20 protein-coding genes are annotated in these 22,624 nt (G+C 64.0%); 13 read left to right on the forward strand and 7 right to left on the reverse strand.

What is annotated here, in order from left to right; genetic code table 11:
• Positions 1–91: 91 nt before the first annotated feature.
• On the reverse strand, positions 92–289 hold the full coding sequence (locus ACP7EG_RS11870) for a hypothetical protein (RefSeq protein WP_426087755.1): 198 nt from the start codon (positions 287–289) through the stop codon (positions 92–94).
• 266 nt (positions 290–555) lie between these two features.
• Between ACP7EG_RS11870 and argH the strand changes: the two genes are divergently transcribed.
• Complete coding sequence (gene argH, locus ACP7EG_RS11875; RefSeq protein ID WP_219115461.1) at positions 556–1,953, forward strand: argininosuccinate lyase; 1,398 nt, start codon at positions 556–558, stop codon at positions 1,951–1,953.
• A gap of 52 nt (positions 1,954–2,005) precedes the next feature.
• Here the strand turns inward: argH and ACP7EG_RS11880 are convergent, their stop codons facing one another.
• Positions 2,006–2,662 (reverse strand): hypothetical protein, encoded by a 657-nt coding sequence (locus ACP7EG_RS11880; RefSeq protein WP_096237898.1) that lies wholly within the window; start codon positions 2,660–2,662, stop codon positions 2,006–2,008.
• A 674-nt stretch (positions 2,663–3,336) separates the two neighbouring features.
• On the opposite strand from ACP7EG_RS11880, the gene ACP7EG_RS11885 reads away from it, so the two are divergent.
• The 12 genes from ACP7EG_RS11885 to ACP7EG_RS11940 all read left to right on the forward strand — a co-directional run bounded on the left by ACP7EG_RS11885 (position 3,337) and on the right by ACP7EG_RS11940 (position 16,050).
• Positions 3,337–5,868: a M4 family metallopeptidase gene (locus ACP7EG_RS11885; RefSeq protein WP_426087756.1), complete on the forward strand. Its 2,532-nt coding sequence runs from the start codon at positions 3,337–3,339 to the stop codon at positions 5,866–5,868.
• A 246-nt stretch (positions 5,869–6,114) separates the two neighbouring features.
• Positions 6,115–7,308, forward strand: a complete 1,194-nt coding sequence (locus ACP7EG_RS11890) for a type II secretion system F family protein (RefSeq protein ID WP_426087757.1) — start codon at positions 6,115–6,117, stop codon at positions 7,306–7,308.
• A gap of 10 nt (positions 7,309–7,318) precedes the next feature.
• The gene (locus ACP7EG_RS11895; protein ID WP_426087758.1) at positions 7,319–9,016 is read left to right on the forward strand and encodes a GspE/PulE family protein; all 1,698 of its coding nucleotides are present in this window, start codon (positions 7,319–7,321) and stop codon (positions 9,014–9,016) included.
• Positions 9,003–9,806: a hypothetical protein gene (locus tag ACP7EG_RS11900; protein WP_426087759.1), complete on the forward strand. Its 804-nt coding sequence runs from the start codon at positions 9,003–9,005 to the stop codon at positions 9,804–9,806. The genes ACP7EG_RS11895 and ACP7EG_RS11900 overlap by 14 nt, the downstream gene beginning before the upstream one ends.
• Positions 9,797–10,339 (forward strand): hypothetical protein, encoded by a 543-nt coding sequence (locus tag ACP7EG_RS11905; protein ID WP_426087760.1) that lies wholly within the window; start codon positions 9,797–9,799, stop codon positions 10,337–10,339. The genes ACP7EG_RS11900 and ACP7EG_RS11905 overlap by 10 nt, the downstream gene beginning before the upstream one ends.
• The gene (gene pilO / locus ACP7EG_RS11910) at positions 10,327–10,947 is read left to right on the forward strand and encodes a type 4a pilus biogenesis protein PilO (RefSeq protein WP_426087761.1); all 621 of its coding nucleotides are present in this window, start codon (positions 10,327–10,329) and stop codon (positions 10,945–10,947) included. Before ACP7EG_RS11905 ends, pilO begins: the two co-directional genes overlap by 13 nt.
• On the forward strand, positions 10,944–11,480 hold the full coding sequence (locus tag ACP7EG_RS11915; RefSeq protein WP_426087762.1) for a hypothetical protein: 537 nt from the start codon (positions 10,944–10,946) through the stop codon (positions 11,478–11,480). The genes pilO and ACP7EG_RS11915 overlap by 4 nt, the downstream gene beginning before the upstream one ends.
• Before the next feature lie 17 nt (positions 11,481–11,497).
• Positions 11,498–13,378 carry a secretin and TonB N-terminal domain-containing protein gene (locus tag ACP7EG_RS11920; protein WP_426087763.1) on the forward strand — a complete coding sequence of 627 codons (1,881 nt, stop codon included), beginning with the start codon at positions 11,498–11,500 and terminating at the stop codon, positions 13,376–13,378.
• Entirely contained in the window at positions 13,375–13,869 is a 495-nt protein-coding gene (locus tag ACP7EG_RS11925; RefSeq protein WP_426087764.1) for a type II secretion system protein, read from the forward strand. Before ACP7EG_RS11920 ends, ACP7EG_RS11925 begins: the two co-directional genes overlap by 4 nt.
• Positions 13,870–13,874: 5 nt before the next feature.
• Positions 13,875–14,258 carry a type IV pilin protein gene (locus ACP7EG_RS11930; protein WP_426087765.1) on the forward strand — a complete coding sequence of 128 codons (384 nt, stop codon included), beginning with the start codon at positions 13,875–13,877 and terminating at the stop codon, positions 14,256–14,258.
• Positions 14,245–14,781, forward strand: coding sequence for a type II secretion system protein (locus tag ACP7EG_RS11935; RefSeq protein WP_426087766.1), 537 nt, complete (start codon positions 14,245–14,247; stop codon positions 14,779–14,781). Before ACP7EG_RS11930 ends, ACP7EG_RS11935 begins: the two co-directional genes overlap by 14 nt.
• Before the next feature lie 45 nt (positions 14,782–14,826).
• Complete coding sequence (locus ACP7EG_RS11940) at positions 14,827–16,050, forward strand: M24 family metallopeptidase (RefSeq protein WP_426087767.1); 1,224 nt, start codon at positions 14,827–14,829, stop codon at positions 16,048–16,050.
• A gap of 33 nt (positions 16,051–16,083) precedes the next feature.
• Here ACP7EG_RS11940 and ACP7EG_RS11945 read toward each other — a convergent pair whose 3' ends face one another.
• The 5 genes from ACP7EG_RS11945 to paaY all read right to left on the reverse strand — a co-directional run bounded on the left by ACP7EG_RS11945 (position 16,084) and on the right by paaY (position 22,548).
• On the reverse strand, positions 16,084–17,652 hold the full coding sequence (locus ACP7EG_RS11945) for a methyl-accepting chemotaxis protein (protein ID WP_426087768.1): 1,569 nt from the start codon (positions 17,650–17,652) through the stop codon (positions 16,084–16,086).
• A gap of 61 nt (positions 17,653–17,713) precedes the next feature.
• Positions 17,714–18,121: a hypothetical protein gene (locus ACP7EG_RS11950; RefSeq protein WP_426087769.1), complete on the reverse strand. Its 408-nt coding sequence runs from the start codon at positions 18,119–18,121 to the stop codon at positions 17,714–17,716.
• Positions 18,122–18,131: 10 nt separating this feature from the next.
• A complete protein-coding gene (locus ACP7EG_RS11955; RefSeq protein ID WP_426087770.1) occupies positions 18,132–19,397 on the reverse strand; it encodes a hypothetical protein in 1,266 nt (421 codons plus the stop codon).
• Between the two features lie 389 nt (positions 19,398–19,786).
• Positions 19,787–21,838 (reverse strand): phenylacetic acid degradation bifunctional protein PaaZ, encoded by a 2,052-nt coding sequence (paaZ, locus tag ACP7EG_RS11960; protein ID WP_426087771.1) that lies wholly within the window; start codon positions 21,836–21,838, stop codon positions 19,787–19,789.
• A 95-nt stretch (positions 21,839–21,933) separates the two neighbouring features.
• Positions 21,934–22,548 carry a phenylacetic acid degradation protein PaaY gene (gene paaY, locus ACP7EG_RS11965; protein ID WP_426087772.1) on the reverse strand — a complete coding sequence of 205 codons (615 nt, stop codon included), beginning with the start codon at positions 22,546–22,548 and terminating at the stop codon, positions 21,934–21,936.
• Positions 22,549–22,624 lie beyond the last annotated feature (76 nt).

Genomic DNA, 22,624 nt, shown 5'->3' on the forward strand with positions numbered 1-22,624 from the left:
CCGGGGGCGCCGCCCGTTCTGCCTGTCCGTGATGCGGTGTTGCTGTTTGCTGCGGATGCTGCTGGTACTGCAGGCAATGCCATCGCCGCGCTTACAGGGCGGCTTTTTCTTCTGCGCTCAGACGCTTGGCGCTGACGTACACGGTATGCATGGTGGCCTGGTCGGCGCTGGCAACGATGGCTGCTGGCGCGGCGCGGAACTTCGGCACGGCGGCGGTGGCCAGGCTGGTGGCGGCGGCGATGGCGATGATGGCAACGAAGATGGCTTCCATGTTTTTAGCGATGTTCATGATGGTGTCCTTTGAGTGGCTGGTTGTGTGTTGCGATGATTGAACTGTAGGCCGATCACCCCTGAACTGCCATCGGATTGCGACCAAACGCACGATTCGCGGGACAGAATACAAAAAGCCCGGATGGAACGCACAACAGCGTCCGCCGCGTGGCATTTGACGCGTGCCAGCCCCATTCCCGGCCATTTCAGCGCCCTGCAAGCCCCTAAAAACCCTACCGCAGGCCAACCTTGTTTATAATCGCCCTACACTAAAGGACTTCTTTCATGACTGATCAATTCTCCAAAAAGGGCGAAGCCTGGTCGGCCCGGTTTTCCGAACCGGTCTCGGACCTCGTCAAGCGCTACACAGCTTCTGTATTTTTTGACAAGCGCCTGGCGCTGTTCGACATCGAAGGTTCGCTGGCCCATGCGGAAATGCTGCATGCGCAAGCCATCATCAGCCCGGCCGACTACGCGGAAATCGTGCGCGGCATGGCGCAAATCTCGCAAGAAATCGCCGCCGGCCAGTTCGAATGGCTGCTGGATCTGGAAGATGTCCACCTGAATATCGAAAAACGCCTGACCGAACTGGTAGGCGATGCGGGCAAGCGATTGCACACGGGCCGTTCGCGCAACGACCAGGTGGCCACCGACATCCGCCTGTACGTGCGTTCCGCCATCGACGACATCACCGCCCTGCTGGCGACGTTCCGCAGCGCGCTGACGGACCTGGCCGAACAGCATGCCGACACCATCATGCCGGGCTTTACCCACATGCAGGTGGCCCAGCCGATCACCTTCGGCCATCACATGCTGGCGTATGTCGAAATGTTCGGCCGCGATGCCGAGCGCATGGCCGACTGCCGCAAGCGCGTCAACCGCCTGCCGCTGGGCGCCGCCGCCCTGGCCGGCACCACCTTCCCCATCGACCGCCTGCGCGTGGCAAAAACGCTGGGCTTCGACGACGTCTGCCACAACTCGCTCGACGCCGTGTCGGACCGCGACTTCGCCATCGAATTTTGCGCCGCAGCCGCCGTGCTGATGATGCACGTGTCGCGCATGGCCGAGGAATTGGTCATCTGGATGAGCCCTCGCATCGGCTTCATCGACATCGCCGACCGCTTCTGCACCGGCTCGTCGATCATGCCGCAAAAGAAAAACCCGGACGTGCCCGAGCTCGCCCGTGGCAAGACGGGCCGCGTGTATGGCCACCTGATTGGCCTCTTGACCCTGATGAAAGGCCAGCCGCTGGCCTACAACAAGGATAACCAGGAAGACAAGGAACCGCTGTTCGATACCGTCGACACCGTCATCGACACCTTGCGCATCTTCGCCGACATGGCCGGCGGCATCACGGTAAAACCGGAAGCGATGCGCGCGGCAGCCCTGCAGGGTTATGCCACGGCGACCGATCTGGCCGACTACCTGGTCAAGAAGGGCTTGCCGTTCCGCGACGCCCATGAAGCGGTGGCCCTGGCCGTGCGCGCCTGCGTCGATGCCGGTTGCGACCTGGCCGACCTGTCGCTGGAGCAGCTGCGCGCGTTTTCCCCGCTGACCGGTGAAGACGTGTTTGAAGTGCTGACGCTGGAAGGCTCCGTCGCCGCGCGCGATCACGTGGGCGGCACCGCGCCGCGCCAGGTGCGCGCCGCGATCGCCCGCGTGCGCACGCAACTGGAAAAATAAACCGCGCTTGCGCGCTCAAGCGCCCCGCTGCATCGCTGCAGCGGGGCGTTTTTCATTGCGCGACGATTTTCGACAGCACGGAAAAAGCGGCCCCCGTCTGCGATGCTTCCAGCAGCAAGGTCAGCTCCGTATACGTGCAGATGATATTGATCAGGTTGATGCGCTCCCAGGCCAGGCGCTTGAGGATGGCGTGATACACGCCCGGCGTATAGCAGGTTTCGGGCGCCAGATGCAAAGTCACGGCCGTCACCCGTTCCAGGCGCGCCAGTTCCTGCTCTTCGCCGAACACCTCTTCCACCAGCGCATGCAGCGAACGGCTGCAGATCACCATCACCTCGTTGACGCCGCGCGTGACCGTGATGAACGTGCCGCGCTGGGGTGCTGCCAGCGCCAGCAACTGGCGCTGGCAGGCGTACGTCTGGTCGGAGTAGCGGTAGGTAAAAATCATCAATTCGCTGCGCGTGGACAGTTCGCCCGCGCGGTGCGCCAGCACGATCTCGCCGCTTTTCTGCTGCGGCATCCGCTCGGCCAGGCGGCGCAGCGCCATCACCACGGCGGCCTGCCCCACCGGTTTCCATAAGTCGGTCTGCAATTGCGGCTGCAACTGGCGCGCCAGTTCCGACAGGTTGAGCAAGCCCCGGCCCAGCCCCTCGCTGAGAAACGCCGATTCCATCACGATCTGTTCCACTTTGGTCGCTATCGAAAGCATAGTTCGTCGGGCCGGTGATTCCGGTGCACGCACCAGGAGCCGGCAACCCTTCCTGAAAAAAGGATGCACTGTGCCAGCGGCCACGCCGGGTGGCGCGGTCGGACTCACTGAAAGCCCCCCGTCGCAGGGGAGGAGGAGCCGGATAGCGGCGGCTAGGAAGGCGGATGCAGCATGCAGGCCGCTCCAGAGGGGAAATGGCTGAAACCAACAGCAGAAAACAGAACTGATGTCATGTGAAACTCCCGATTTTTTCCCGATGCGCTGTATCTGGACGCGGTCATTGCCGCGTGCGCTTTTATTGTCTTCGCGTGCGCCACTGAGGACAACACGAAGACCTAGTGTAGATCGCAACATTTAGAAAATGCAACAGTGTTTTTCCAATAGAACACGTCATTGAGGGAATGGATCCAAAACAAAATTTGCAGCTTGCGATACATCAAACTTTGCGACGATACAGCGACGATAAATGTTCAATTCTTAACAAAAAATCGCGTAGTGACCCATTTCTTGAATTTTTTGACATGGCGATCTCGACAAGTTTAGTGTCCCCTTACCCGACTTCATGCCACCACAAAACGGCAGGCTATCCGCTCGCTGCAAGGCAGGCCGGGGTGGCCATCAGGCATCGCGGCCAGCTCATTCACCATTTCCTTAACCGATACCATGGAGCAGAAATGAATTTACGTTTGACGATAGTTGCCGCATCCATCGCCGCCCTGCCGCTGATGGCCACCACGGCAGACGCCGCCACGCCGCTGCCACAGACCTTGATGGCTGCCCCGGTCACCCTGGCCTCTCCACAAGAGAACGCCAGCCTGGTCAACAAGCTGGCCGCGCAGGCGCGCAGCCGCGGCCTGAATACCGAACATGGCTTTGCCGTCGGCGCCCAGCATCCAGGCGTCAGCGGCACGCGCGTGAGCCGCGTACAGCACACCTACAAGGGCTTGCCCGTCTTCGGTTCCGAGACGGTGGTGGTCAGCAACAGCGCTGGCGACATCGTCAGCGAATCCGTGTCGGACCGCGCTTCGGGCCTCGGTAGCGGCGGCATCAATGCCGTCACGCGCAGCGCCACCACCGATATCGACACCACGCCGGCAGTCAGCGCTGCTGCCGCCATCGCCGCCGCAGTGAAAAGCATCGGCGTGCCGGCCGTCGACCACGTGCCGCCGCATGCGCAACTGCTGATCTATCCCGTGATGAAAACCGTGCGCGTGGTTGGCGCCGAGAACAAATCGGAAGCGGCACTGAACGCCCTCGACGTGCAGGACGTGGTCGACCACTACGAGTTGGCCTACCTGGTGCAGACGCGCATGATCAGCGGCAACAAGCCCGTCTACTACGATACCATCGTCAGTGCCAAGGACGGCCGCATCCTGCGCCAGTGGAAAGCCCTGAAAACCGTCGCCGGCATCGGCAACAGCCAGTACAACGGCCAGGTGCCGCTCAACACCACGCTCACGGGCAGCACCTACACCATGAAGGATCCCAGCCGCGGCACGGGCGGCAGCTTCGGCGGCATGGCCATCACGAATGCCAACCACGGCACCACCTCGGGCAGCGTGTACAGCAGCACCAGCAATACCTGGGGCGACGGCCAGCAATACATCAGCGGCGGCAGCACCACCAACGCCAATGGCCAGACGGCGGCCGTCAACGCGATGTGGGGCCTGATGAACACCTACGACACGCACAAGAATGTGCTGGGCTGGTCCAGCCTGGACGGCAACAACACGGCCACCCACATCGCCGCCCACGTAAACACGGCTTACGACAACGCCTACTACGACAGCAACTGCAAGTGCATGTACATCGGCGACGGCGGCAGCTCGTTCAACAACCTCGGTTCCATCGACGTGATTGGCCATGAAATGGGCCACGGCATCACGGACGCCACCTCGGGCCTGATCTACTCGCAGGAATCGGGCGGCTTGAACGAATCGAGCTCGGACATCGCCGGCGAAATGGTGGAAGCGTATGCGCGCGCCGGCGGCACTGGCACCAGCATCCCCAACACGGGCAACGATTGGATGACGGGCAAGGAAATCGCCAAGAATGGCCAGCCGCTGCGTTGGCTGTATAAGCCGAGCAAGGATGGCAGCAGCCCGAATGCATGGAGCAGCACCATCAAGAACCTCGACGTCCACTACAGCAGCGGTCCGAACAACCGCATGTTCTACTTCCTGTCGCAAGGCTCGAACTCCACCGCCAGCAGCGACTACTACAGCTCCTACCTGAACAAAAGCCCGCTGGCCATGACCGGTATCGGCAGCGACAAGGCCTACCGCATCTGGTTCAAGGCTGCGACCACCAAGTTCACTTCGTCGACCAACTACGCCGATGCGCGCAACAAGGTGCTGCTGGCCGCCGAGGAACTGTATGGCGTAGGCAGCACCGAGGCGACGGCCGTCAAGCGCGCGTATGCGGCCATCAACGTCGGTGCCGACGTCGATGAAAGCAGCACGGGCGGCGCGGTGAGCATCACCAGCCAGCCAGCCAGCATCACCGTCGCACCGGGCGCCACCGCCTCGTTCGCCGTGGGCGCGGGCGGCGGCACGGCGCCGTACACCTACAAGTGGTACCGCAACGGCGCCGTGATCAGCGGCGCCACGTCACCCGCCTACAGCTTCACCACTGTGGCGGCCGACAGCGGCGCCGTCTTCAAGGCAACGGTGACGGATTCCTCCTCGCCCGCCGTGACGGCCACGTCGAACAACGCCACCCTGACGGTGGGCACGAACAGCGCCACTGAACGCGTGACGAACGGCGGCTTCGAGTCCGGCGCCACGGGTTGGAGCGGCACCACGGGCGCCATCGGCACCTTCACGGGGCAAACCGCGTATGAAGGCACGCAGTACGCCTGGCTGGGCGGCAATGGCGCCACGGCCAGCGAATCGCTGACGCAAAGCGTGGCCATTCCGGCCGCCGCCACCTCCGCCAGCTTGACCTTCGCGCTGCATATCGACACGGCTGAAACGGGCAATACCGTGTACGACAAGCTGGTCGTCACCGTGAAGAACAGCGCCGGCACGGTGCTGGGCACCCTGGCCTCGTACTCGAACGTGAACAAGGCGGCCGGCTACCAGATCCGCACCTTTGACCTGATCGCCTACAAGGGCCAGACCGTGCAGATCTCGTTTGCCGCAACCGAGGACGCCTCGCTGCAAACCTCGTTCGTGATCGACAAGGTCAGCCTGATCACCCAGTAAGCGGCTGAACATGCGGGCAAGCCATCGATACAAGGGCTTGCCCGCGCATGCAACACCGCACGATTGATTTTCTGGCAATTCCAGTCTACCCTGAGGCAGTGATTGCATTTTGCTGCTGCCGGTACCCGCGACGAATTGAACTTTTTTTGGATTGTTCCTGACCGATGCCTACTTTGACCGCACGCACCTTCCTCCCTGGCAGCCTGTCCCTGTCTACTTCCGTCGCCCTGCTCACCTGAGCCGGCGATGCAGTTCCACCTCCAGGTGCAGGGCCCGGCCGGCAGCCAGGGGCTGTCCATCGACGCCGCCAGCGAGGCCGACGCGATCCGCGCGGCCGTGCGCGGTGGCTGGCGCGTGCTGGCCGTCGACGCTGGCGCCACCTCGGACACGGGCGCCGCGCTACGCCCGGGCAAACAGGGACTGCCCCTGCTGCAATTCAGCCAGGAATTACTGGCCCTGCTCGAAGCGGGCCTGAACCTGGGCGAGGCCATGGCCACCCTGCACAACAAGGAAACGCGCCCGGGTGCCAAGGCCACGCTGGCCGCCATCGTGCTCACCCTGCAGCAAGGGCAAAGCTTTTCCGACACCCTGGCCGGTTTCCCCGACATCTTCCCTGACATTTACATCGCCACCGTGCATGCGGCCGAACGCTCGGGCAACCTGCCCGAAGCGCTGGCGCGCTTTGTCGGCTACCAGCTGCAGTTCGACGCCATCCGCAAAAAACTCATTTCCGCCGCCATCTACCCGTGCATGCTGCTCGTCGTCGGCGGCCTGGTGACATTGTTCCTGCTCGGCTACGTGGTGCCGAAGTTCAGCGTCGTCTACGAAAGCTCGGGCCGCGAGATTCCCTGGATGTCGCAAATGCTGCTGGGCTTTGGCCAGACCCTGGCCGCGCATCCGCTGCTGTGCGCCGGCGCACTGGCCGCTGCGGTCGGCGCCGTGGTCTTTGGCGCCGCCAATGCCGGCGCGCGCCAGGCCCTGGTCTTGCGCCTGCTGCGTCTGCCCGTGCTGGCCGGGAAGGCGGCGGAGTTCCGCCTGGCCCGCTTCTACCGCGCCCTGAGCCTGCTGCTGCACGCGGGCATCCCCCTGCACAAGGCGCTGGCCATGGTCGGTCCCATGCTGCTGCCGGCGCAGCAGGAGCAGCTGGCGCAGGCGCGCCGCGCGGTGCAGGAAGGCATGCCGTTTTCCACCGCGCTGGAACACGCCGGCATGGCCACGCCAGTGGCGCAATCGCTGCTCAAAGTGGGAGAAAACACGGGCCGCCTGGGCGACATGCTGGAACGCTCGGCCAAGTTCCACGACGAGGAATTCGCCCGCTGGGTGGACTGGGCGTCCCGCCTGCTCGAGCCGCTCCTGATGACCATCATCGGCGTGGTGATCGGCGGCGTGGTGGTGCTGATGTACATGCCGATCTTTGAACTGGCCGGGAGCTTATCTTGAAGTTCATGTCATGAACGCACGCGACGAAGAACGCACCGTCCTCGATGCGGCCATGCTGCGCCGGGCCCACGCCAGCGCGCTGGAACAGGGCCGCCCGCAGATGGCGGTGTTGCAGGAAACGGCGGCCCTGCCGCCCGAAGTCTTTTTGCGCCAGCTGGCCGCCCTGTTCCGCTACCCGGCCTGGACGATGGCCGAGCTGCAGGCCGCCTTGCCCGCCTTTGCCCTGCTGCCCTACACGGATTGCGCCCAGCGCGACTGCGTACTGCTGCACCCGGGCGCCCCCGGCGCGCCGCCTGTGCTCGTCATCGGCAACCCGTTTGCCGAAGACCTGCTGCAATGGGCCGACTTTGCCCTGTCCACGCCCTTCACGGTGGCGCTGGCGCACCCGGACGACCTGGCCGCCTATTTGCTGCAGCAGGAAAGCGTGCAGCAGGCGATGCAGGAGATGCAACACGGTGATGATGTGCCGGGACTGGACCAGAGTATCGAAGATATCTCGCTGATACGCATCAGCGAGGACAGCAGCCCGGTGGTCAAACTGGTGAACTCCACCATCTACGATGCCCTGAAATTCCAGGCCAGCGACATCCACCTCGAATGCGACGTGGCCAGCCTGGTCATCAAGTACCGCGTCGACGGCGTGCTGGTGCAGGCGGGCCAGGTGCAGGGGCTGGCGATGGCCGAACAGATCATCTCGCGCATCAAGGTCATGGCCGACCTGGACATCGCCGAGCGCCGCATCCCGCAGGATGGCCGCTTCAAGGTGCGCGTCAAAGGGGCGGAAATCGACTTTCGCGTCTCCATCATGCCCAATATCTTTGGCGAGGACGCCGTGCTGCGCCTGCTGGACCGGCGCGCGCTGACGGAGGCGGCGCAGGCGCTGCGCCTGGAGAGCCTGGGCCTGAACGAGGACGCCATCGAGCAGATCCGCCGTCTGGCCGCCAAGCCGCACGGCATGCTGCTGGTGACAGGGCCCACGGGTTCCGGCAAGACCACCACGCTGTACGCGGCCATCACGGAAATCAACACGGGACGCGACAAGATCGTCACCATCGAAGACCCCGTCGAGTACCGACTGCCGCGCGTGCTGCAGATCCCCGTCAATGAAAAAAAGGGACTGACGTTCGCGCGCGGCCTGCGCTCCATCCTGCGCCACGACCCCGACAAGATCATGATCGGCGAGATCCGCGACGACGAAACGGCGCAGATCGCCGTGCAGGCGGCGCTCACGGGCCACCTGGTGTTTACCACCGTGCACGCGAACAACGTCTTTGATGTGGTCGGCCGCTTCCTGCACATGGGCGTGGATGCCTACAGCTTTGCGGCGGCCCTGAACGGCATCGTGGCGCAGCGCCTGCTGCGCCTCAATTGCGCCCATTGCGCCGTCGACGCCAGCGCCGAGGTGCTGGCCGATGCGCAGCAGCTGCGCGACAGCGGTCTGGCCCTGCACCAGGTGCAGGACTGGCAATTCATGGCCGGCAAGGGCTGCGGCCACTGCCGTGGCACCGGCTACAAGGGCCGCAAGGCCGTTGCCGAAGTGCTGATGCTCAGCGATGCCATGCGCGAAATGATTTGCACGCGTGCGCCCCTGAGCCAGATGAAGGAAGAAGCGGCACGCAACGGTTTTCGCCTGGCGCGCGAAGCGGGCCTGGACCTGGTGCGGCGCGGCGAAACCACTTTAGCGGAGCTCAATCGTGTCACTTATTGAACGCGTTACCCGCGCCACTGTATGCCTGCACCTGGCGCCGCACGGATTGTACGGCGTGCTGCGCCGCGCCGGCCGTCCTGTGTCCGACAGCGCCTTCCACCTGCCGATTGCGAACCCCGACGCCAGTTGGGAAGTGGCGCTGGCCGCCCTGCGCGGCTGGCTCGAACAGCACAATGAAAAAAAACTGCCGCTGGCCGTCAGCCTGGCCAGCCGCTGGAGCGCCATGCTGATGGTGCCGTGGAGCGGCGCCCTGCTCGACCGAACCAGCGCGCAGCGCTTCCTGCATGGCCAGTTCGCTGCCGTCTACGGCGATGGCGCGCGCGCCTGGCGCCTGGCTGCCGACGATGCGCCCTATGGCAAACCGCGCCTGGCCTGCGGCATCGATGGGGACTTGCTGCAAGGCGTGCAGGATGCGGCGGCAGCGCATGGCCGGCGCTGCCTGTCCATCGAACCCATCGTCGGGCCGGCCTGGCGCAGCATCGCCGGCGGCAAGCCTGCCGGTAGCAAACCTGCCGCCTTCGCCCTGGTGGAAGCGGGACGGCTGCTGCTGGCAACGACGAGCGGCGGGCGCATCACGGCCCTGCACAGCCAGTCTTGCGGTGCCGCCTGGGGCGAGGAACTGGATAGCGCGTGGCGGCGCTGGACTTTGCGCGCGCCGCAGCTGGACGCCATCGAACACGTGGCGCTGCTCGACCTGAGCGGCGTGCTGCAAGCGGAGGTGCCAGAACGCTTCGTGCCCATCGCCGTGGCCAGCGGCGCCCACCTGATGCGGGAGGCCGCATGGGCCTGAGCCGCCTGGAATTCCTGCCGCCCGGAGCAAGGCAGACCTTCAAGGGCTGGCGCCTGGCCCTGTGCCTGGCGGGCGGCCTGATGCTGCTGCCGGCCGCCGTGTACTGGCTGGTGCAGGCGCAGGAAACGCGGCGCCTGGAAGCCCAACTGGCGCAGCTGCAGCCAGCGCGTCCCATGCGCGCGCCCCTTTCGGCAAGCCAGCAGCGCGAACGCGACATCGAACTGAAACAGGTGGCTGCCGCCGTGCGCCAGCTTAACCTGCCCGTCACGCGCCTGGTCAGGACGGTGCAGGCGCCGCGCGACGTGCGCGTGGCCCTGCTGGGACTGGACCTGAACGCGCAGCAGGGGCAGGATGGCGCCAGCGTCCTGAAAATCGCCGCCGAAGCGGAAACGCCGCAGGACATGCTCAACTACCTGGCCTTCCTGAACCAGCAGCCCATGTTCAGCTCCGTGTATCTGCTCAAGCACGAGATGCACGCCAACGCGCCGGAACACCCGTATCGTTTTCAGCTGGAGGCGCAATGGCGGCAATAAAACCGGCACTAAAAGCCAGCGCGTCCGTGGCCCGTCCACGCCTGCAGCTGCGCATGCCGCCGCGCCTGGCGTGGGAAGCGCAACGGCTGTGGCGTACGCTGGGCTGGCCCAGCGCCATCGGCGCGGCCTGCCTGGCGCTGGCCGCCTTCGCCGTGCAGCAAGGCGACGCGCTGGCCGCACACCAGCAGCAATTGACGGCGCAACTGGCCGCTGCTGCCAGACAGTCGGCGCTGCCGCCGGTACCAATCACGCTCGATGCCGATGCCGACAGCCTGGCCGCCTTTCACGCCTACCTGCCCGCGCATGACAGCATTCCCGAACAGTTGAAGGCCTTGCTGGAGGTGGCGCAGAAGAGCGGCGTCACTCTGGCCAAGGCTGACTACAAGCCGCAGGAAGACGGCAACACGGCCTTTTTGCGCTACCAGATCACCCTGCCCGTACACGCTGAATACGCGCAGTTGCAAGCCTTTATCGTCGACGCCCTGCAGGAGCTGCCCACCCTGACGCTCGACTCCGTGCTCTTCAAGCGCGAGCAGATCGAAGCGGGCGAGATCGACGCGCGCATCCAGTTCATCCTGCTGGTGAAAAAGGCGGAGGTACGCCGATGAAAAAAGCCGTACTGGGAGGCGCCGCCGTGGCGACCTTGCTGGCCGCTCTCTTTGCCCCCGAGGATGAAGGCAGCATCGTGGGGCCGGCCACGGCCACGCCGCGCCAGGTGGAACGGGTGGCGGTCGCGCCACTCGCTGCAGTCGCCGCGCCGCAGACCAATCGCGCGCTGGCCATCCATCCGCGCCGGGCGCTGGAAGACGAGGAAGCGGCCACCCTGTTCTCCAAGCAAAGCTGGCAACCGGAGACGCCGAAAAAAATCATGCTCGACCAGCAGGCGGCCCAGGCGGCACTCCCCGCCGCCAGCGTCGATGCGAACGCGCCGCCACCGCTGCCCTTTCAATTCCTTGGCCGCTTTGTCGATGAAGGCAAGGCCGTCTACTTCCTGCAGGCGGGCGAACGCAACGTGGTGGCGCGGCCAGGCGACACGCTCGAAGAGCGCTACCGCTTCGACGGCGTGGTGCAGGGTTCTCTGCAATTTACCTATCTGCCGCTCAACCTGAAACAGACACTCGCCGTAGGGGATCTCAATTGAAACGACGCGCCGCACGTATGTCTCGTACTCTCATCATCCTGCTTCCGATGTTGTCCCTGCTGGCCGCCTGCGCTGGCAACCAGGCCTATAACGATGGCCAGGCCATGCTGGGCGCCGGCCGCACGGAACAGGGCCTGGCCCTGCTGGAACAGGCGGCGCAAGCCGAGCCGACCAACGCCAAGTACCGAATCGCCGTCACGAATGGCAGGATGCGCGCGCTTAACAATCTGAATGGCCGCGCCGAAGCGTTGCGCCAGCAGGGCAAGCTGCCCGAAGCGCAAGCGCAGTACCAGCAGGCGCTGGCGCTGGATGCCAGCAACGACGTGGCGCAACGGGGCCTGGCCGGCGTGGCGCAGGATGAGCGACACCGCAAGCTGGTGCAGGAAGCGCAGGCCAACTACCAGCGAGGCGGTGAAGCGAATATCGCGCAGGCGCAGGAAGCCTTGCGCCAGGTGCTGCAAGAGCGTCCCGCACAGCGCGAGGCGCTGGCCCTGAAAAGCCGCATCGGCGACGCGCAGGCGAAGGCACGGCCGGCCGGCGGCAAGCTGGCGGCCGCCTACCGCAAGCCCGTGACGCTGGAATTTCGCGACGCGCCCCTGCGCTCCGTGTTTGACTTCATCAGCAAGGTGTCGGGACTGAACTTCGTCTTCGACAAGGAAGTCGACCCCGCCCTGCGCGCCACCATTTCCGTGCGCGACACCAGCATCGAAGAGGCGATTGCCATGCTGCTGGGCGCCAACCAGCTGGAACAAAGCGTCACCAGCGACAAGTCGATCACGATCTACCCGAACACGCCGCAAAAGGTGAAGGATTACCAGCAACTCGTGGTACGCACCTTCTTTCTCGCCAATGCGGACGTCAAGACGGTGGCGTTTTCCATCAAGACCCTGCTCAAGGCCAAGGATGTCGTCACCGACGAGCGCCTGGGCATCATCATGCTGCGCGATACGCCGGAAATGGTGCGCATGGCCGAACGCATCATCAACGTGCAGGACCTGGCCGACCCGGAAGTGATGCTGGAAGTCGAGGTGCTGGAAGTCAAGCGCACGCGCCTGATGGAGCTGGGCGTGCGCTGGCCGGACCAGGCCAACCTGACACTGGCCGGCATCGCAGGTAGCACGGGAGGCTTGGGCGGCCTGAAAGTGGCCGACCTGCACCGCATCAATGGCGACAATATCAACCTGGGCATCGGCGGCGTCACCCTGAACGCCAACAAGACCGATAGCGACAGCAACATCCTCGCCAACCCGCGCATCCGCGTGCGCAACAAGGAAAAGGCCAAGATCCTCATCGGCGACCGCGTGCCCGTCATTACCGTCACGACGAATAACGGCGTCAGTTCCGACAGCGTCAATTACATCGACGTGGGCCTGAAGCTCGACGTCGAACCGAACGTCTACCTGGACGACGAGGTGGCCATCAAAATCAACCTGGAAGTGTCGAACGTGGTCAAGGAAGTGATCAGCAAGACGGGCACACAGGCATACCAGATCGGCACGCGCAGCGCTTCCACGGTGCTGCGCCTGAAGGATGGCGAGACGCAGGTGCTGGCAGGCCTGATCAGCGACGAGGACAGGGGCACGGCCAACAAGGTGCCCGGCGTGGGCGAACTGCCCGTGTTGAACCGCCTGTTCGGCAGCCAGAAGGACGACGCCATGCGCAGCGAAATCGTGCTGTCGATCACGCCGCGCCTGCTGCGCAGCATCCGCCGCCCGGACCTGCTGACGGCCGAGTTCAACTCGGGCACCGAGACAGCGGTGGGTGGCCGCGCCAGCGTGGGCGGCACGCCGGATGCCATTACCGCACCCGAGCAGGCCGCGCCGCGTAGCGGCTCGCCCATGACGGGCGGCGACGAAGCGCCGGCCACCGGCGACAAGGCCGGCAAAGGTGGCCAATGAGGTGGCCAATAAGGTGGCCAGTGAAACAGCAAGGCTTTACCTTCATCGAGCTGATGATCACCCTGGCCATCATGGCGACGCTGGCAACGGTGGCCGTGCCGATGGCGCAGGTGGCCTTGCAACGGGCGAAGGAGCAGGAATTGCGCAGCGCCCTGATCGAGATACGCGAAGCCATCGATACCTACAAGCGCGCCTCGGACAATGGCCGCATCAAGCTGTCGCTGGGCTCCTCCGGCTATCCGAAAAAACTTGAGGAACTGGTCGAGGGCGTGCCCGACCAGCGCAGTCCCTCGAAGCAGAACATCTATTTTTTGCGCCGCCTGCCACGCGACCCGTTCCAGCCCAGGGAGGAAGGCAGCGCCGCCGACAGCTGGAGCAAGCGCGCCTATGCCTCGCCGCCAGACAATCCCAGCGAAGGCGAGGACGTGTTCGACGTCGCCTCGCGCTCGACCAAGGTGGGCCTGAACGGCGTGCCGCTCAAGGAATGGTGATGTCGATGCCCTGCTCTACTCCGCGCCGCGGTTTTACGCTGGTCGAACTGCTGGTGGTACTGGCGATCATCTCGCTGCTGCTGACGATCGCCATTCCCCGCTATTTCGGCTCGGTGGAAAAATCCAAGGAAGTCGCGTTGAAGGAAAACCTGCAGGTGCTCAGGAGCGGCCTGGATAAATACTACGCCGACAAGGGAGAATATCCGACCGCGCTGGCCGACCTCGTGACCCACCATTACTTCCGCAGCGTACCGCTGGACCCCGTCACGGAGTCCGCCGCCACCTGGCAACTGATCCCTTCTCCGAACGGCGAGATCAGCGGCGTGGCCGACGTGCGCAGCGGCGCCAAGGGCAAGACGCGCGAGGGCATCCCCTTTGAGCAACTCTAGTTTTCGACGCCGCGCACTGGGCTTCGCGTATATCTGGACCCTGATGCTGGTGGCTTTCATGGGCGTGGGCCTGGTGCTGGCCAGCGAGCTGTTTGCCACGGCCGCGCGGCGCGAAAAGGAGCGCGAACTGCTGTTCATCGGCCATGAATTCCGCAACGCGCTGGGCCGCTACTACGACAGCACGCCGGCCGACGGGCGGCCCCGCTATCCCTTGACCTTGCAGGAACTGCTGCGCGACCCGCGCTTTGCCAACGCCCGGCGGCACTTGCGCCGTCTGTATGCAGACCCCGTCACGGGCAAGGCGGAATGGGGCCTGCTGCGGCAGGAGGGACGCATCGTCGGCATCCATTCGCTGTCGCCGCAGATCCCCATCAAGCAAGACAATTTTCTCGACGAAGACGCCAGCCTGCGCCGCAAGCAGCGCTACGCGGACTGGCATTTTACCTATCCGCACGACCTGATGCTGGCCCCGCCCGATGCCGCTGGCGGCGCGCCGGGACTCAAGCCGAAAGGCGCAAACTGATATCATGCCCGCATTCCATATTCAGCATCGAACAAAGGAGCAGGCATGAGCATAGGTGGCATTTCCATCGAACAGGCATTGGCATCGCTGTCGGACATGACGGGCGGCATGGTCGCCATCGGCAAGGACGAACATGCGCAACGCATCGCCAGGGCGCAGGACTTCATGCGCGAACAGGGCATCGCCGCGATCTACCTGAACGCGGGCGCCAACCTCACCTATTTCACGGGCACCAAATGGTATGCCAGCGAACGCATGGTGGGCGCCATCCTGCCGGCCAGCGGCGAGATCGAATACATCGCCCCCGCCTTCGAGGAAAACACCTTGACGGGCTTCATGCTCATCGAGGGCAAGGTCAATTGCTGGGAAGAGCATGAAAGCCCGTACCAGCTGTTCGTCGACGTGCTGGCACGCATGGGCGTGGTACAGGACGCGCACCAGCCGCCGCGCGTGGGCATCTGCGAAAGCGCTGCCTTCTTCATCTACGATGGCATCCGGCCGCTGGCCCCCGGCTATGCGCTGGAAAACGCGCGCGCCGTCACGGCGTACTGCCGCAGCCGCAAGTCACAGGCGGAAATCGCCCTGATGCAGCGCGTGATGGACATGACCCTGGCCGTGCACGTGGCCACGGCCAGCATGCTGTACGAAGGCATCACGACGGTGGAAGTGGAAGAATTCATCCAACGCGCGCACCGCAAGGTGGGTGCGCCCCGCTCGTATTTTTGCATCGTGCTGTTCGGCGAAGCGACGGCCTATCCGCATGGCGTCAATTATGTGCAAACGTTGAAAGCGGGCGACACGGTGCTGATCGACACGGGTTGCCAGGTGATGAACTACATCTCCGACATCACGCGCACCTATGTGTTTGGTACGATCAGCGCGCGCCAGCGCAGCGTGTGGAATAGCGAAAAGGCGGCGCAGGCTGCGGCTTTCGCGGCCGCCCAGTTGGGCGTGCCCTGCGGCGATGTCGACCGCGCCGCGCGCGTCTCGCTGGAGGCAGACGGCTTTGGCCCCGGCTACAAGCTGCCCGGCCTGCCGCACCGCACGGGTCACGGCATCGGCCTCGATATCCACGAGTGGCCTTACCTGGTGGGCAACGACACGACGCCGCTCGACGTGGGCATGTGCTTCTCGAACGAGCCAATGATCTGCATCCCCGGCGAATTCGGCATCCGCCACGAAGACCATTTCTACATGACGCAAGACGGTCCGCGCTGGTTCACGCAACCTGCGCACAGCATCGACGATCCGTTCGGGCTGCAGGCTTAAGCCGGGTGTTGGATTACGCTGCGCTAATCCAACCTACGTCTTCGCCAACGCCAACCGTCGTGGCGCGGGCACGCTGGACGAACCATCCTGCGCCAGCTTGAACACGGCCAGCGCCGTACCCAGTTGCACAGCCTGTTCCTGCAGCGATTCGGCCGCCGCCGACGCCTCTTCCACCAGCGCGGAGTTTTGCTGCGTCATCTGGTCCATGCTGCCGATGGCCACGCCGATATCGCCGATGCCGGCGCTCTGCGCCTGGCTGGCGGCGCTGATTTCGGCCATGATGTCGGCCACCTTTTTCACCGATTCGACGATCTGGCCCATGGTCAGCCCTGCCTCGTCAACCAGCTTCGAGCCGACATTCACCCGGGCCACCGAATCGCCGATCAATTGCTTGATTTCGCGCGCCGCAGCCGCGCTGCGCTGCGCCAGGTTGCGCACTTCGGACGCCACCACGGCAAAGCCGCGTCCCTGCTCGCCCGCGCGCGCCGCTTCCACGGCCGCATTCAAGGCCAGGATATTCGTCTGAAAGGCGATGCCGTCGATGACGCCGATGATGTCGACGATGCGTTTCGATGAGTCGTTGATCTCGCCCATGGTGGTCACCACCTGGCTGACCACTTGCCCACCCTTCACGGCGACAGAAGACGCCGACACCACCAGTGCATGCGCCTGGCCCGCGTTGGCCGCGTTGTCGCGCACGGTGCTTGTAAGGCTATCCATGCTGCGCGCCGTCTGATCCAGGCTGCCCGCCTGCGACTCCGTGCGCGCGGCCAGGTCCGCATTGCCTTGCGCGATTTCGGCGCTGGCCACCTGGATGGTTTCGGCTGAAGCCTTGATGCCGGACACCATGCCGGCCAGCCGGCCGCGCATCTCCTTCAGCGCTGCCAGCAGACTGGCCTGGTCGCCCACCTCCGTCTCGATGTGCATCGAGAGGTCGCCATCGGCCACGGCGCGCGCGATCTGGCGCGCGTATTCGGGTTCTCCGCCCAATTGCTGCCAGATGGCGCGCACGACAAAGTGCGACACGGCCGCCAGGCAAACAATGACGGCCAGCGCCACGGCGATGCTGGTATTGAGCGCATTGCGCACGTTGGCAGCACTGCGTTCTATGCCTTGCTTGAACTGCAATTGCGCTTGTTCGTTGGTCTTTGCCAGGTCCGTGTTGAGCGCCGCCAGCGCGCCCTGCATGCGCGCCACCGTGGCTTGCGGGTCGCCCTGCTCCATCTCCAGCATGATGCGCGCCGCACTCATGGCCGGCGCATAGTAGGCATCGAACTCCTTCGCCAATTGCATGCCGTGCTCGCGCTGGCCGGGAATGGCGGCAAAGGCGGCCAGCTTGGCGCGCAGCTTGACGGCCTGGCCATCGACTTGCCCGATGCGCTCCTTGTCGCCTTCGCTGACGGCATCGCGCAAGCCGTCGCCGACGGCGGCCACGTCCAGGGTCAGCGACTTGGCCAGGTCGAGCACGGGATAGTCGGCGCTTTCGGTGGCGTGAATGGAATTGAGCGCGGCCGTAGACAGGTAGGCACTGACGGCCAGTCCCAGGCCGAAGATCACGGCCGAGACGACGGGCAGCGCCCATATCTTGCGTTTGATGCTCATTGCTGTCTCCTGAATCTGATGAATTATCGGGCCGCCGCATGGCGCGCGGCCCGAGCCGGCTTTATGGCGCCGTCAGCACTACTTTGACGCTGGCGTCGACGGCACTCTTCTCGATATAGCCGATGGCTTTCGGATCGGCGGCCACGGCCTTTTTCACGTCGGCGCTATTGGCCACCTCTTTCGGCAGGGTAGCCTTGCCCGTGAAGACCAGCTTGGACCACAGGGCCTTCGCCTGCGACGGTTCCTTGTCCGTCACCTTCTTGTAGAACTCGGCGCGCACGGGGGAGCCTTCAGGCTGGTCGATCGGCGTCATGGCCGTCGATTTCCCGAGGAAGAACTGCGCCACCTGTTCATTCGTCATCGCGCCAGCGGCGCTTTTGGGATTGACCACCACGACCACTTCGGCCATGGCGGGAACGCTCATCGACAAGGCCAGCAAGGCAGCCATATGCAAAATAAATGGTTTCATGCGGCGCTCCTTAGAAAACGAAATCGATGGCGGCAGCCACCACCGTGACGGGGCCGCTGAAACCTGGCTTGGCTTGCACGAACAGGCCCTGGCCATTCTTGGGCTTGATGCGGTCGATCTGCACCTTCAAAGCGGCCGAACGGTGGAAGTCCCAGCGCACGCCGATGCTGTCCGTCGATTGCTCCAGCTGGTTGCGCGTGTTGGCCATGGTATTGACGCCGGCCGACAGTGCGCGCAGGGTTGGCGTGCAGGCGGCTGGATAACCGGCCGGGCAGGCAGCCGGCACAGTGTTATTCACGCGATCATCGGCCTTCAGGCTGGCATGGCTGTAATACGGCAAAAAGGCGCCGATGCGGTAGCCGCCCATCACGTACCACGAAGTGCTGTCGCTGATATAGCTGTCCGTCTTGCGCTTGGCATACTCGGACTGCACCAGGACATTGTTCCAGTCCAGGCCCAGGCCCACGGACGTGAAGGACGCCTTCTTGTCCTTGACTTCCAGCGCATCAGCCAGAGCGCCCAACTGGGCGATCCGGTAGCCGCTGCCGGCCGCGCGCAAGCTGCCCATCAAAGTATTCAGGCTGGGCGAATCATTGATCGTCAGCTTGGTCTCGGCACGGCCGAAACGCAGGGTCAGGGGACCATGTTCAGCCACCATGTTCAGCGCAACGATGGACTTGCCTTCCACATGCACGGTCGAATCGGGTCCCGTTGCCAGGGTGGCCTTGGTGCGGCCCAGCGCCAGCTGCGTGGTGATGCTGGTATCGCCCAAGCTGAACTGGTAAGTGCCATCGATGCCATCGATGCTGTTGAGGGGCACCTGCGAATACATTTCGCCCGGTGGGCGCAGCATGGTGTTGGCATAGCCCACGTTACGGTAATCGGAAATCATGAAGACGGGCAGACCCATGCGGCCAACGCGCACGCTGAAGCTGTCCGACACCTTGGCCTTGGCGAAGGCCCATGCCAACTCGGCGCCGAAATCATCTTCGCCATCCTTGCGCGCCAGGCCTTGCACGGTGGCCGACAACCAGGGATTAACGGTGACATTGGCCTGCAATCCCAGGTTCGAATCGACGCCCGTACGGGCTGTCCGACCGGCGCCGGCAGCCTGGTTCGGACGCGCGAACTGCGCCTTGTCGGTATCGGCCACAGTCAGCGCGGCCGTGCCGAAACCGCTGATCTTGACGGTCGGGCCACTGACGACATCTTCGGCGTAGGCGTGGCTGATGGCCAGGGGCATGGCCAGCAGGAAAATCAGGACGTGTTTATTCATAGTAATTAAATACCCGTAGCGGTGAACGTTAATCGTGGAGTTGGGCTCGAGGTCGATGGTTCACCGGCCATAACAGGCCGGGTCCTTTTTTGCGCCGCCGTCGCCTTGCATGGCGTGAATGACGGTGTGACCAGTGAGTGAAACCATGCTACAGAGAAAAAGTCTGCTTTGAAAAGTTTTCCTAAGGCAATTACCGATTTTGCCATTTTTTATGGAAAAAACATGGTTTCTAGAGGATTTTATCTAATGAGCAGACGGGAAAAACCACACTTTCGGTATACTTTTCATATACTTATGGATAATTCAAGACAAAAATAACTCGAATAAAAAAAGCGCCACCCGCACAAAGATCGCGGATGGCGCCGGTCGATGCCGTGCTGCGAAAACGCTTACTCGCGCTTCGACACCAGGGTCAGAATGTCGTAGCTGGCCACCAGTTCCTCGTTCTGGTTGGTCACCTGCACGTCCCACGCCACCACGCCCTGGCCCACGCCAAAGACGTCCTTGCGGTTGCGGTCGACCTTGCGTTTGCAGGTCAGGCGCGCGCGGATGGTGTCGCCGATGGCGACGGGGGCGACGAAACGCAGGTTATCCAGGCCATAGTTGGCCAGCACGGGACCGACGCCAGGCGAGACGAACAAGCCGGCGGCGGCCGACAGCACGAAGTAGCCGTGGGCGATGCGCTTGCCGAACTGCGATTCCTTGGCCGCGATTTCGTCGAAATGCATGTAGAAGAAGTCGCCCGAGATCCCGCCGAAGGCGACGATATCCGCTTCGCTGACGGTGCGGCGGTGCGTCAGCAGCGAGTCGCCCGTCTTCAAGTCTTCGAAGTGCTTGCGGAACGGGTGGATCGGGCTTTCGTTGACATCCGCGCCGCGCACGTATTCACCCGTGATCGCCGCCAGCATGGTCGGCGAGCCTTGCACAGCCGCCCGTTGCAGGTAGTGGCGCACGGCGCGCACGCCGCCCAGTTCCTCGCCGCCGCCCGCGCGGCCTGGGCCGCCGTGCTTCAGTTGCGGCAGGGGCGAGCCATGGCCCGTCGAATCGACGGAGGCCACGCGCTCGAGCACATGCACGCGGCCGTGCGTGGCCGCCACTTGCGGCACCACGCGCGCGGCGATCTTCGGATCGCGCGTCACCAGGGTACTCACCAGGCTGCCCTTGCCGCGCGCGGCCAGTGCCAGCGCTTCGTCGATATCCTTGTAGCCCATCATGGTGCTGACGGGGCCGAATGCTTCCACGTCATGCACGGCATCGTTGCCGAAGGCGTCGCGGCACAGCAGCAAGGTCGGCGAGAAGAAGCTGCCATCCTGTGCCCCATCACCCAGCGGACTGAAACCGTCGGCCGCGCCAAATACCACCTCGTTACCTTGCGACAGGGTGGCGACCCGTTCCGCCACATCGCTTTGCTGTTCCTTCGATGCCAGCGCGCCCATGCGCACGCCTTCGATGGACGGGTCGCCCACCACCACCTTGGCCAGGCGCTCGCGCAGGCGCGTGCCGACGGCATCCATCAGGTGCTCGGGCACGATGATGCGGCGAATCGCCGTACATTTCTGGCCCGACTTGCCCGTCATTTCGCGCACCACTTCCTTGACGAACAGGTCGAATTCCACGTCGTCTGGCGTGACGTCCGGCGCCAGGATGGCGCAGTTGAGCGAATCGGCTTCGCCGTTGAACGGCACAGACTGGGCGATCAGGTTCGGATTCGTGCGCAGCTTGGCCGCCGTAGCGGCCGATCCCGTAAAGGTCACGAAATCCTGGCCATTCAGGCGGTCCAGCAAGTCGCCGGTGGAGCCGATCACCAGCTGCAAACTGCCAGCCGGCAGCAAGCCCGATTCATGCATCATGCGCACGACGGCCTGCGTCAGGTAACTCGTCGCCGTGGCCGGCTTGGCGATGCAGGGCATGGCCGCCAAAAAGCTGGGCGCAAATTTTTCCAGCAGACCCCAGATGGGGAAATTGAAGGCGTTGATGTGCACGGCCAGGCCGCCGCGCGGCACCAGGATGTGCGTGCCGGCGAAGCCGCCTTTCTTGCCCAGCGCGATGGCCGGGCCTTCGTGCAGCACGTTCGACGACGGCAGCTCGTTGCTGCCCATGCTGGCGTAGGCGAACAGGGTGCCCGTGCCGCCTTCGATATCGACCCAGCTATCGGCGCGCGTGGCGCCCGACAGGTGCGAGATCGCATACAGTTCTTCCTTGCGCTCGACCAGGTACAGGGCCAACGCCTTGAGGCGCGCGGCGCGCTGCTGGAAGTCCAGCGCCATCAGGCCCGGCACGCCCGTCTTGCGGGCATACGTGACGGCTTCGTCGAAGTCGATCTTCTCGGCATGCGTGTGATAGATGACGCGGTTGTTCAAAGCGCTATGCAGGGGCACGGCGGCGCTTTCGCCCAGCCAGCGGCCGGCGATCAGGCTTTGCAGGGTGGATATTTGAGCCATGTGGTTTCTCCGTAAAACGAGGGTGTTGGTGACGTTGGTGTGGTGTTGGATTACGCGGGGCGCTGCCCCGCTAATCCGACCTACGCTCATATTGTTTATTGCGCCGCAGCGTTCTTGTGCAAGTGCAGCGGCAATGCGGATTCAAAATTGAGGCGCTGGCGGTTCGCCTCGACTTCCGTCAAGGCGTCCACTTCGCGCATCGTCTGCATGGAGCGCACGGCCAGTTCGTGGTACTGGCTGGTGCCAGAGCTTTTCCATTTGATTTCATCGTCGGTGAGCGACCGTATCACCTTGGCGGGCGTGCCCACCACCATGCTGCGCGGCGCGACGATCATGCCCGCCTTGACGAAACTCATGGCGGCGACGATGGATTCCGCGCCGATGATGGCATTGTCCATCACCACGGCGTTCATGCCGACCAGCGCATTGCGGCCGATGCGGCAGCCGTGCAGCACGGCGCCGTGGCCGATATGGCCGTCGACTTCGACCACCGTGTCGCAGCCGGGGAAACCGTGCATGACGCAGGTATCCTGCAGATTGGCGCCCTCTTCCAGGATCAATCGGCCGAAGTCGCCGCGGATCGAGGCCAGCGGACCGATATAGCAGCGCGGGCCGACGATCACGTCGCCGATCAGCACGGCCGACGGGTGCACATAGGCGCTGGGGTGGACGACGGGGGTGATGCCGTTGATTTCGTAGACTTTGACCATGTTGCTCTCCAAAACATTATTGCCAGCCGTAGCGGCTGATGTCGGATTACGCGCAAGCGCTAATCCGACCTACCTC

This window comes from Janthinobacterium sp. PSPC1-1 (assembly GCF_049897625.1).
In the GTDB taxonomy this organism is placed as follows: domain Bacteria; phylum Pseudomonadota; class Gammaproteobacteria; order Burkholderiales; family Burkholderiaceae_D; genus Janthinobacterium; species Janthinobacterium tructae.

Bases quoted from the DNA above. Each gene is read 5' to 3' on its own strand.
- ACP7EG_RS11870 (WP_426087755.1), bottom strand. From the start codon at position 289: ATGAACATCGCTAAAAACATGGAAGCCATCTTCGTTGCCATCATCGCC.
- argH (WP_219115461.1), top strand. From the start codon at position 556: ATGACTGATCAATTCTCCAAAAAGGGCGAAGCCTGGTCGGCCCGGTTT.
- ACP7EG_RS11880 (WP_096237898.1), bottom strand. From the start codon at position 2,662: ATGCTTTCGATAGCGACCAAAGTGGAACAGATCGTGATGGAATCGGCG.
- ACP7EG_RS11885 (WP_426087756.1), top strand. From the start codon at position 3,337: ATGAATTTACGTTTGACGATAGTTGCCGCATCCATCGCCGCCCTGCCG.
- ACP7EG_RS11890 (WP_426087757.1), top strand. From the start codon at position 6,115: ATGCAGTTCCACCTCCAGGTGCAGGGCCCGGCCGGCAGCCAGGGGCTG.
- ACP7EG_RS11895 (WP_426087758.1), top strand. From the start codon at position 7,319: ATGAACGCACGCGACGAAGAACGCACCGTCCTCGATGCGGCCATGCTG.
- ACP7EG_RS11905 (WP_426087760.1), top strand. From the start codon at position 9,797: ATGGGCCTGAGCCGCCTGGAATTCCTGCCGCCCGGAGCAAGGCAGACC.
- pilO (WP_426087761.1), top strand. From the start codon at position 10,327: ATGGCGGCAATAAAACCGGCACTAAAAGCCAGCGCGTCCGTGGCCCGT.
- ACP7EG_RS11915 (WP_426087762.1), top strand. From the start codon at position 10,944: ATGAAAAAAGCCGTACTGGGAGGCGCCGCCGTGGCGACCTTGCTGGCC.
- ACP7EG_RS11920 (WP_426087763.1), top strand. From the start codon at position 11,498: ATGTCTCGTACTCTCATCATCCTGCTTCCGATGTTGTCCCTGCTGGCC.
- ACP7EG_RS11925 (WP_426087764.1), top strand. From the start codon at position 13,375: ATGAGGTGGCCAATAAGGTGGCCAGTGAAACAGCAAGGCTTTACCTTC.
- ACP7EG_RS11930 (WP_426087765.1), top strand. From the start codon at position 13,875: ATGCCCTGCTCTACTCCGCGCCGCGGTTTTACGCTGGTCGAACTGCTG.
- ACP7EG_RS11940 (WP_426087767.1), top strand. From the start codon at position 14,827: ATGAGCATAGGTGGCATTTCCATCGAACAGGCATTGGCATCGCTGTCG.
- ACP7EG_RS11945 (WP_426087768.1), bottom strand. From the start codon at position 17,652: ATGAGCATCAAACGCAAGATATGGGCGCTGCCCGTCGTCTCGGCCGTG.
- ACP7EG_RS11950 (WP_426087769.1), bottom strand. From the start codon at position 18,121: ATGAAACCATTTATTTTGCATATGGCTGCCTTGCTGGCCTTGTCGATG.
- ACP7EG_RS11955 (WP_426087770.1), bottom strand. From the start codon at position 19,397: ATGAATAAACACGTCCTGATTTTCCTGCTGGCCATGCCCCTGGCCATC.
- paaZ (WP_426087771.1), bottom strand. From the start codon at position 21,838: ATGGCTCAAATATCCACCCTGCAAAGCCTGATCGCCGGCCGCTGGCTG.
- paaY (WP_426087772.1), bottom strand. From the start codon at position 22,548: ATGGTCAAAGTCTACGAAATCAACGGCATCACCCCCGTCGTCCACCCC.